Below are 9,579 nucleotides of genomic sequence, written 5' to 3'. Positions count from 1 at the left end.
GAACGCTGGGAGAACCTCCGCGCCGCGAACCGCACCAGCGAGGTGTTCATCTCGATCAGCGTGTTGCGGACGTACTGGTACTCCTCTGTGCCCTCTTCCAGCACCGCCAGCCGGGCGAACAACGCCGTGGAGACCTGCCGGAGCTCCGCCGTCGAAGTACCTTCCACCGCGGACTGCGGCCCCGGCCCGGCAACCAGCCTGTCTGCGACCTGTGCGACCGTCATCTCAGCGTCCCTTCACTCAACCAAGCAAGCAGAGTTCGGTCCGCCTACCCGGGCTCCGTGGACACATAGGCGGACACCGGCAAAGAAGACCCAAAAGGGGAAACCGAAAACCGCACGCACCCTCCCGCCCCGCGGCCGAAGGCCTCGCCACCCAATGAGCGTAAGGGCCCCATGCGTAGGTCACCACCAGGGGGAGGGCGAGGTGCGTAGGACGCCGTCCGTACCCGCCCGCGGTCAGGGACGGGGCGGGCACAAAAAGCCCAGCCTGGGCGGGGCCGGCAGCGGGAACCGCAGGTCAGCCGCGAAACGAGACAGCGTGACGATCACGAAGGGTCCGGGAACGGTGGTTCAGGCGTCGACGGCCGCCCGTCCTGCCGCGTAGACGCGGGCCTGCTCGGCAACCCGCCGGCCGAGGTGCTCGGCAGTCGCGAGGTCGGCCTTGTGGACCTGGTCCGCGCCGACGTCGGTGTGCGTCTGGGCACCCGCGCCGAGGTAGATACCGAGGCGGTTGAGGTCGTCCTCGGAGGCGGTGGTGGTGTTCCAGCCCGGGTGCAGGCCAAGGTTGACCCAGGTCATGCCGTGCTGGGCCGCGAGGATGGAGAAGTACTGCAGCGTGTGGAGCTTGTCGCCGCTCTTGGCACCGGAGTTGCTGAACCCGGCGGCCAGCTTGTCCTTCCACGAGTGGACGAACCAGCGCTTGGAGGTCGTCTCCGCGAACTGGTGGAAGGCACCCGAGGCCGTGCCCATATAGGTCGGCGAACCGAAAACGATGGCGTCGGCGGCGTCGAGCAGCGCCCACTGCTCCTCGGTGATCTCGTCCACCTTGACGAGGTGGACGACGGCGCCGGCTTCCGCGGCACCGTCACGCACGGCCTCGGCGAGGACGGTCGTGTGGCCGTAGCCGGAGTGATAGGCGATCGCGACGGCGGGTGCGGTCATGGACGTGCTCCTCCTGCGGTTGACTTTCCGACTCCCCACGGGGGAGGAGCCCTCACCCAGCACGACCGGACAGCGCACGCCGCCATGACACCATCCGGCCTGTTTGTGACCAGGAGCACGTCGCAGGGTCGGTGTCGCAACCCGGGCCGACTCCCGTATCGACCACGGGTGATCGCGCCATCCACGACCGCGGGCAAGCCCCGCCAGCGAACCGTTCCGGAAGACATGGAAGAGCATCACGTCGGGATGTGGATGCTTCCATGCGTTTCAGACTGGGGATCACCGGTCTCTCTTCAGGCTTCGAAGCCCGCATCTTCAGCGTCACCGAGATCAAGCGTGGGCAGCCGGCCCGTGACCTGTTCCTCCACGCCGCGCAGCAGATGATGAGCACACCCGAGGCATGCGCGGTAGTCGAGGACAGCCAGTAGGGTCTTCGAGCAGCCCGAGCCGCAGCAAGCATTCGCCTACGCCGGGGGAACGACGCCCGCGGACCGGTCAAAGCGGCAGGCGTAAGCTGCCGACCTCCTGAGGTGAACAGTGAGCACCGCACGTACACCCAACGCCAAGAGCTGACATTGCTGCCGCTGGCGCAAGCTGTCGAGCCCCTCGTTGGTCAGCCGTGCACGGCCCAGCGGGCGCCGGGGATGGTGTCGGGCACCGTGGTGAAGCCCTTGCCGTCATTGTTGATGAGTGTGGTGCCGGGCTTGCCCGCGGCCACCCAGTCCACGGCGATGGAGAAGGTGCACAGACAGGTGGTGTTGGTGATGAAGACTTCGAAGACCTCGGGGTCTGTGTCACTGATCTTGTAGCGTGGCGGCACCGGCTCAATGGTGGCCTCGAAGTCTCCTGCAGCGACGCTGGAGATCGTTGGGGGCTGGGAATCCAGCACCGCGCGGTAGGACCGCGTGGCCTGGTCCCCGCCGCATTGGCCGTAGCTGGAGTACGTCCCGCCGTTGGGCATCGGCAGACGCTTGACGTTCACCAGACGAAGCCCCATCAGCAACACCGCGGCCTGTGACGGTGCCTGCGCGGTGACCTGAAGCGTCGAACGCGGCGCAATGTGGATCTCATGGCTGCCGCTCGAGGCCTCGCCCTTTGACGCCCACGTGTAGCCGCATGGGACGGTCGCCACCCACCCTGGATCAACGGCTGCCCGGGCTTGGCCGTGCTCTGCGAGCCCCCAGCCGCCTGTAGCGAGGACTTCGCAGAAGGCGTGGCAGAACGGGTACTACGGCCGGTGGAATCCGTGGAGTGACCGTTCATCAGGACGAACGCCAGCACCACGACAAGTGCGGCACCCGCCGCAACCGCCCCCGTCCACACCCCCGTCCGCCGCCAGCCCCAGCCGTGGCCGGTCCGCAGCGGCTCCATCCGTGAACCGGACCGCGCAAGGCCCTCATTGCCGGTGAAAGCTCGTTCGGCCGCATCAGATGGGGCGGCCCCCTGTACCTCAGGCAGCACCTCACCATGCCGCGGCTCCTGCACTGCGGGCTGCGGCTGCCCGCCGGGCACTGCAGCCACCTCATCGGTCCGGGCCGACCCCGCCGGCCCGTCACCTCCCGAAGTCCCGGATGTGACATCACGGCTGGCGGTGGTGTGACGCCGGACGCGGGCCAGCTCATCACGCCGGTCACGGGCTTGGGCATAGCGAGTCTCGGCTTCGGCAGCGCCTTGCGAGCCGCCCAGCGCCCTCGCGATCGCGATGACCGTCTCGTACTGCGGTAAGGCACGCCCGTTGAACGCGTTGCTCAGCGTGCTGATCACCAGCGACGACGTCGGATCATTGTCACGGACCAGACCAACGATGGTCTGCAGGCTCGGAGCCCCCCGCTTGTTGCGCAAACTCCTCAGCCATCGGGCAAGGTCCTCTACCGGATCGTCGGGAAGAGCTCCCTGTCCGCTCATCGCGCCCCCTGTTGTCTCGATCAGCGGCGTCAGCGTAGCCCGGCAGCCCTTCCCTCGGAACCCGGCGTCCTTCGACGGGTTCCAGCAACCTTCGAAGGTCTTTCATAACCTTCTGACCAGCGGAAACATCCCTGGTTTACCGGTGCAATGAGGTCATCCCCTCAAACCGGCAGATGCCCGCAGCGGCCCTGCCCGTCCCTGCCTGGAGGACCCCATGCCCCCCTTCGACGACGCCTGGCTGGAGCAGCTCAACCCCCGCGACGCCCTGCGCGTCCTCGCCGCCTGGGACCGCCTGCGCCTCCACACCCCTGCCTCCCAGCGCCCCATCGCCTACCTCCACCAGCACACCCACCTGCCCATCCGGCTGCTAACCCACCTCCACCGCACCCGGACCGTGTGCGCCCACCCCCACCTGGGCCCCATCTCCCAAACCGACCTCGACAGAGCCCTCGTCACCGCCTACCACGCCCTCGCCCGCCTCACCCCCTGACCCCGCGCACTCCTACGCCAGGCGACGAGGAGCATCCTCGCCTGCCTGCCAAGAGACAGTGGAACTGTGCGAGGAGGGACGGCTGGTCTGCCTGCAGGCGGACATCATGTCGCCGCTGGGCATGTGATCCTCCGGCCGTGGCTCAGCTCGGCGGGGCGCACTGGCGCCCTTCTGCTGCGGAACCTGGGCCAGGAACCCCCTGGCGCACGCCGCATCGTCGCAAGCAACGACCGACCGGGCCGTGGCAGCAACGAGCTCATCGACCTCGCACGGACCGCGCTGGACTCCACCAGACCGCTCGCCCAGGCCGCCGACGAGGCCGAATTCGAATGTCTCACGTTGGCGTGCCGCACCGCCATGAGCAATTCATCCGGCACGCGTCACGGGAAGTGCAGTAGGCAGGGCGAGCACGGCACCGTGCGATGCTCCGCTGGGGCCGCGACGGCATCCGCCCCGCCCGGAGGCAGGGCCGGCGAGGTCGTGGAACCGGCAACCACCGCAGGCCCGGGTTGGGCCCGCCGGGAGAACCGTCACCGGTGTGCTGCTCACCCGGCCGCTGCGGGCGCCACCGCGGTAAAGGTTCCGTCCTTGATGGGCTGAGCGTCTTCTCCGGAGGTCAGCGGCCCATCCGCTTTAAATAGAACGGACGTACGATAAATGGTGTGGAGACGGCGAGCATGCATGACGATGCGCGTCGCGCCGAACTCGGCGCGCACGTTCTGCACGTGCGCGCGGACCGCACGGTCCGCGAGGCCGAATACGCGGAGCTGCTGGGGCTGCTAGGTGAGGCCACCCCGGTGGTGCAGCCTCTGCCGCCGACCGCAGCGCTGGCCGACGTTGCCGGCGCCTTGCGGTACTGGGACCGCACCCCGTACGAGCTGGCCCAGCGGATCGGGGCCGGGGCGCTGGCGACCGGCCTGCCCGTGCGCATCGGTGCGGCCGCCACCTGGGCGGTCGCGGCGATGGCCTCCGCGCATACCAGCCGCGGCGGCATCCGAGTCGTCCCCGACCATCACCAGGCGGTCCGCGCGTTCCTCGACCCGCTGCCGGTCGGTGACCTGTACGGGGTGGGGCCCGTCCAGGCCGCCACGCTGGAGCGGTACGGGCTGACGACCGTGGGCCGCCTGGCGCGGCAGCCCCTGCAGACGGTGCAGCGGATCCTGGGCGGCCGGGAGGGGCGCCTGGTGCATGAGCGGGCACGAGGCATCGACCCGCGCCCAGTCACCCCGGCCGAGCTGCCGCAGAGCATCTCGGCCCAACAGGTCCTGGGCCGCGACACCCTCGACCCGTACCTGATACGCACCGAGATCCTCGACGCCGTGGTGGACCTCGCCCATCAGCTCCGCGAGCGCCGTCAGGTCGCCCGGGTCATCACGCTCGGCGTGTCCTTCTCCGGTGGCAGCAGCGTGTCCCGGTCCCGGACCCTGGCCGAGCCGAGCGCGTTCACCGACGACCTGCGGGACGCGGCGATGGCGGTGTTCGAGCGTCTCGGGCTGGAACGGGCCCGGGTGCGTGGAGTCTCGGTCCGCCTCGAGCACCTGACGGACGCGGCTGGCGCAGCGCAGCAGCTCAGCCTCGACCCTGGCCGGGAGAACAGCCGGCGCCTGGACCCGATCGTCGACCGGGTCAATGCCCGCTTCGGACCTGGCACCGTCACCCGGGGAACACTCGCCCACCGCCGCCACAGCGCCTGACCCAGGCCGGCGACCCGTGCACGACGACCTGCCCACCGAGCTCGCCCGCCTCCGCGTGATCGAGTTCCATCTGCTGCAGCAGCTACGCCGGGTCCGCGAGCAGATCTACGAGGTGGAGACCGGCGACCAGCCCTGGGCGTCAGGCCCTGCACCAGGCTGGCGCCTGCAGCGCCTTCCAGGCGCCGCCGGCCGACCGGCCAGGTATGTCCTGCAGGGCCGGCGAGCAAGGCCCACGTCCGTATGCGCTGCTGGTGGAGGCGCTGGCCCGGCACATGACGGCCGCGGTCGCGGTCGCCAAGGTCGCCTTGCGCACCCGAGAGCGGTTGGCGGTCGCGAGGCCCTGTGCCTCCGTCCCCTCCGGCTATTCCAGTCCCCGGCGGAACCTCCGCTCACGCACTCGGGTACAGCCACGGGTACCGGAACACCAGCCCACCCGCTTGCACCCCGACGGTGACAGTCGCAACGTGGAAAAGCGGGCCTGCCCGCTTCACTCGGCGGGACCGCGACGATGATGATGAGAAAAGGGGGCTTCCGTCGCTCGTCAGCTATGCGGCGGAGGCCTCCGCCTTGGTGCAGGGCTGCTCCCGCTGTGCAGCCGCTACCCTTGCGTCGCCTTCTGCAAGTGCGGCCCCGTCCGGCGCCACGGGCGGGGTCGCAAGCGGACGCTGCACCGCCATGGCCTCCCCTAACCCTGGGCGCCCCCGGCCGGTACCGGGCGCTGGGTCAGCGGCGTCTGCAGGTAAGCGTTCCTGCACGCAGAGCTCCGGAAATAGTGCCGGGCTGCTGAACAGGCCGTTTCTGCCCGCGCATGGCGGTTAGTAACACTGGCCATCGGGCAAGCGGCTCGCGGGGATGGTGGCCGAGCACCAGAGCACTACACGCTGGCCGGCCTCCAGGAATGGGAAGTGACCATCTACGCGCACGCATCCACGCCAACTTCCCCTCAGGTCACCGGCTGTGGCCCGCCTCGTTGGCACGCGGCGTTGCGCGGCGACACCATGAGGGTGTCCAGGTTCCGAACTCGTGCGTCAGACGGCCGCAGGGGCCCGGAACCTCACGGTTCCGGGCCCCTGCGGCCGTCCGGGGTGGGGGCGGTCTCAGACCGCGCTGCCCGCCTTCCAGGCGCTCCAGCTCATGTTCCAGCCGTTGAGGCCGTTGGACGGGTCGACGGTCTTGTCCTTGGAGTTCTTCATGATCACGACGTCGCCGATGAGTGAGTTGTTGTAGAACCAGAAGGCGTCGGTCGAGGTGTCCTTGGCGCCCTTGGTGTCGTTCAGGCCGATGCAGCCGTGGCTGGTGTTGGCGTTGCCGAACACCGAGTCGGGACCCCAGTAGTTGCCGTGGATGAAGGTGCCGGACGTGGTCAGGCGCATGGCGTGCGGGGCGTCCTTGATGTCGTACTCGCCCTTGCCGTCGTCGTCGGTGAAGCCGACGGTGGCGCCGTTCATCCGGGTCTCGGTGAACTTCTCGGAGATCACCATCTGGCCGTTGTAGGTGGTGTTCTCGTCGGAACCCGCGGAGATCGGGACGTTGCGGATGACCTTGCCGTCCCGGACGACCTTCATCCGGTGCGTGGAGGCGTCGACCGTGGAGACCTGGCTGCGCCCGATCTTGAAGGTGACGGTCTTCTCCTGCACGCCGTAGACGCCGCTGGCGCCCTCGACCCCGTCGAGGTTCAGCTTGAGGGTCACGGTGGAGCCGGCCTGCCAGTAGGCCTCGGGGCGGAAGTCGAGCCGGGTGGAGTTGAACCAGTGGCCGACGACCTCCTGGCCGCTGCTGGAGGTCACCGAGATCGCCGACTGGACGGCCTTCTTGTCCTCGATCGCCTTGGTGAAGTTGAGCGAGACCGGCATGCCCACGCCGACGGTCTGGCCGTTCTCGGGCGTGTAGTAGCCGATGAAGCTGTGCTCGGGGCTGACCGTGGTGAAGGTGGAGTTCTCGGCGGCCTTGCGGCCCTTGCCGTCCTCCGCCGCGGCGGCGATCTTGTACTTGGTGGCCCGCTCCAGCTGGTCGTTGGGGGACCAGCTCGTGCCGTCCGCGGAGATCGTGCCCTCGACCTCGGAGCCGTCGGCGACCGAGGTCATCACGACACTGGTGAGCTCACCCTCGGTCACCTGCACCTTGGCACCGGTGTTGATGCTGACGTTGTCGGCGCCGGTCTTCGGGATGATCGATATTCGGGCGTCCGACGCGTCCTTGGCCGCCTGCTCGTCGACCGAGTCCTGCGACTTGACGTTGTTGTCGGAACCGGCGGTTCCCGACTTGTCGCCCCCGCACGCGGTCAGAGTGATCGCCCCGGCGGCGAGCAGCGCCAGAGCTGCCAGCCCGGCTCGCCGCCTGCGGGAGGGAATCGTGTCGGTGACTGTGCCGGTCTCAGCGCGCTTCACACAAATCTCCAATGTCTTAGGCAAACGACTTTCCGGCTCGCTCACACGTTGCAGACTGCAAGCTTGAACCTCGCTTTGCCTAAGTACGACCTGTGCGGCTCTGCGGGCGTGACTCAGCTGGGCAGATATGTGGCGAAGAACACGAGCGAGAACTGCCGCCGCGGTGCCAGTTCCCGCCGGTAGCCGAAATGTGTTCGCTACTGAACGTGTCCGCCCAGTCAGGAAACCGGACAGCTGGTCCTGGGCCATGCACCGAGGCAGCACTCAAGCGCATCCACAAGAAGAATCGGCATCACCCACGACGGACAGTACGGTCACCCGAGACAAAAGGCTGCACGCCGGAACCTGGGCGGGCGAGTGTCATCGAAGGGGTCTCCCGCTCCATAGTCACCCCGGGAGGTTCCCGTCGGGATGTTCGTGAATCCATTCCAGGCCGCCGAGATCGAGGCGGGTGCGGGCCCGGGTGACGGCAACGTAGGCGAGGCGTGCGTCGGCGTCGTCGATCGGGCTGGGCAGGGGGTTTCTGTGCCCGTCCGGGCAGGTCGAGCGGGATTTGGCGCGTCGGCAGGCTTCGCGCGAGAGGGCGGCTGAGCAGAAGGAGAAGGAGCGAGCGCAACGCGTGCGGCTGGCGGCGCGGCTGGCCAAGCAGGAGCAGGTCGAGCTGTTGAAGGCTGATGCGGTGGAGCGGACCGGTGGGTGCAGGCCCTCGAGGTGGCGCTGAGCAGGGTGCTCGTGGACCGCTCCCCGGCCTGCATGATCACCGTGGGGCGGTGGAGCGGGCGCTGGCCGACGGGGCGACGGCGTTCGTGGAGGCGGTGGAGGGTGTGCTGGCCGGCTGCCGCTATCCGGCGGGGCCGCGCCGGACGTGGCGGCTGGCGTATGCGCCGGAGTCCCGTGAGCTGATGGTGGATGTGGACCTGCCCGGGCAGGACGTGATCCCCTCCGCGGCCAGCTACCGGTACAAGGCCACCGACCCGCCGGCGGTGGTGCCGCAGCCGCGGAAAGAAGCCGAAGCCAAGGACCTGTACAAGCAGCTCGTCGCCCGCCTCGCCCTACGCGCCGTAGACGAGGTCCTCGCCGCGACCCCGCCCGCTGTGGTGGCCTCGGTGGCGTTCAACGGGCACGTGCAGGCGAAAGACCGGGCCACCGGCAAGGCCGTCCGCCCGTGCCTGGTCAGCGTCCGCACCGACCGCGAGACCTTCGACGAACTGGTCCTGGACGAACCCGAACTCGACCCGGTGCTGTGCCTGCGTCACCTGAACGCGATCGTCTCCCAGCACCCCTACGACCTCGAGCCGGTCCGGCCCGTGGTCACCTTCGACCTGAGCAAGTACAAGTTCGTCGACGAGATCGACGCCGTCGCCGGCCTGGACAGCCGCCCCGACCTGGCGCTTTGGACCCCACCGAGTTCGAGCACCTGGTGCGTCGCCTGTTCGAGGCCATCGGGCTCAAGGCCTGGGTCACCCAGGCCTCCCGCGACGACGGCATCGACGCGGTCGCCACCAACGAGGACCCCATCATCGGCGGCCTGTGCATCATCCAGGCCAAGCGCTACAAAAACGTCGTCCCCGCCGAAGCCGTCCGCGCCCTGGCCGGGGTCATGCACGACAAGGCAGCCGCCAAGGGCATCCTCGTCACCACCTCCTGTTTCGGCACCGCAAGCAAAGACTTCGCCCAACGCACCGGCCGCATGGAACTCATCGACGGCCGTGGCCTCAAAGCCCTCCTCAAAGAGCACCTGGGCATCGATGCCCTCATCGGGCTCCCCAAACTCCCCGCGGGCTGGCACCCCCAAGACCTCCGCTGAGGCCCCACGTGCGGCATACCGGCAGGCGATCAGGACTCAGAAGGTGTTGTCTTTCCGAAGGTGGTAGCTGCGTTTCCGCTGGTCAGGCGTGAGATTGGTGCTTCGGCGGGAGGGATGGTGTGTCGTGTCGTCT

Annotated in this window: 8 protein-coding genes and 1 pseudogene; 4 read left to right on the top strand and 5 right to left on the bottom strand. The window is 68.7% G+C overall.

Annotated features, from left to right (window positions below; genetic code table 11):
* Together ACFZAU_RS41525 and ACFZAU_RS41520 are read right to left on the bottom strand one after the other, a co-directional pair.
* Nucleotides 1-224, bottom strand: a pseudogene (locus ACFZAU_RS41525) (RNA polymerase sigma factor SigF); the annotation flags it as partial.
* Between the two features lie 348 nt (nt 225-572).
* Nucleotides 573-1,163, bottom strand: coding sequence for a flavodoxin family protein (locus tag ACFZAU_RS41520; RefSeq protein ID WP_500556564.1), 591 nt, complete (start codon nt 1,161-1,163; stop codon nt 573-575).
* Between the two features lie 260 nt (nt 1,164-1,423).
* On the opposite strand from ACFZAU_RS41520, the gene ACFZAU_RS41515 reads away from it, so the two are divergent.
* Nucleotides 1,424-1,591 carry an HAD family hydrolase gene (locus tag ACFZAU_RS41515; RefSeq protein ID WP_500556563.1) on the top strand — a complete coding sequence of 56 codons (168 nt, stop codon included), beginning with the start codon at nt 1,424-1,426 and terminating at the stop codon, nt 1,589-1,591.
* A 185-nt stretch (nt 1,592-1,776) separates the two neighbouring features.
* Here ACFZAU_RS41515 and ACFZAU_RS41510 read toward each other — a convergent pair whose 3' ends face one another.
* Nucleotides 1,777-2,295 carry a hypothetical protein gene (locus ACFZAU_RS41510; RefSeq protein WP_500556562.1) on the bottom strand — a complete coding sequence of 173 codons (519 nt, stop codon included), beginning with the start codon at nt 2,293-2,295 and terminating at the stop codon, nt 1,777-1,779.
* A 987-nt stretch (nt 2,296-3,282) separates the two neighbouring features.
* On the opposite strand from ACFZAU_RS41510, the gene ACFZAU_RS41505 reads away from it, so the two are divergent.
* Together ACFZAU_RS41505 and ACFZAU_RS41500 are read left to right on the top strand one after the other, a co-directional pair.
* Nucleotides 3,283-3,558, top strand: coding sequence for a hypothetical protein (locus tag ACFZAU_RS41505; RefSeq protein WP_500556561.1), 276 nt, complete (start codon nt 3,283-3,285; stop codon nt 3,556-3,558).
* Nucleotides 3,559-4,235: 677 nt separating this feature from the next.
* Nucleotides 4,236-5,252, top strand: a complete 1,017-nt coding sequence (locus ACFZAU_RS41500; RefSeq protein WP_500556560.1) for a DNA polymerase Y family protein — start codon at nt 4,236-4,238, stop codon at nt 5,250-5,252.
* Between the two features lie 1,097 nt (nt 5,253-6,349).
* Here ACFZAU_RS41500 and ACFZAU_RS41495 read toward each other — a convergent pair.
* Together ACFZAU_RS41495 and ACFZAU_RS41490 are read right to left on the bottom strand one after the other, a co-directional pair.
* Nucleotides 6,350-7,639 (bottom strand): L,D-transpeptidase, encoded by a 1,290-nt coding sequence (locus ACFZAU_RS41495; RefSeq protein WP_500556559.1) that lies wholly within the window; start codon nt 7,637-7,639, stop codon nt 6,350-6,352.
* A 1,052-nt stretch (nt 7,640-8,691) separates the two neighbouring features.
* Nucleotides 8,692-8,919: a hypothetical protein gene (locus tag ACFZAU_RS41490; RefSeq protein WP_500556558.1), complete on the bottom strand. Its 228-nt coding sequence runs from the start codon at nt 8,917-8,919 to the stop codon at nt 8,692-8,694.
* Nucleotides 8,920-9,032: 113 nt separating this feature from the next.
* Between ACFZAU_RS41490 and ACFZAU_RS41485 the strand changes: the two genes are divergently transcribed.
* Nucleotides 9,033-9,446, top strand: coding sequence for a restriction endonuclease (locus ACFZAU_RS41485; RefSeq protein WP_500556557.1), 414 nt, complete (start codon nt 9,033-9,035; stop codon nt 9,444-9,446).
* Nucleotides 9,447-9,579: the final 133 nt, after the last annotated feature.

The sequence above is a fragment of the Streptomyces sp. NPDC008238 genome (assembly GCF_042956445.1).
Taxonomy (GTDB): domain Bacteria; phylum Actinomycetota; class Actinomycetes; order Streptomycetales; family Streptomycetaceae; genus Actinacidiphila.
Note: the sequence above shows the minus strand (reverse complement) of the source record. Positions and strands in the feature narration are given on the sequence as shown.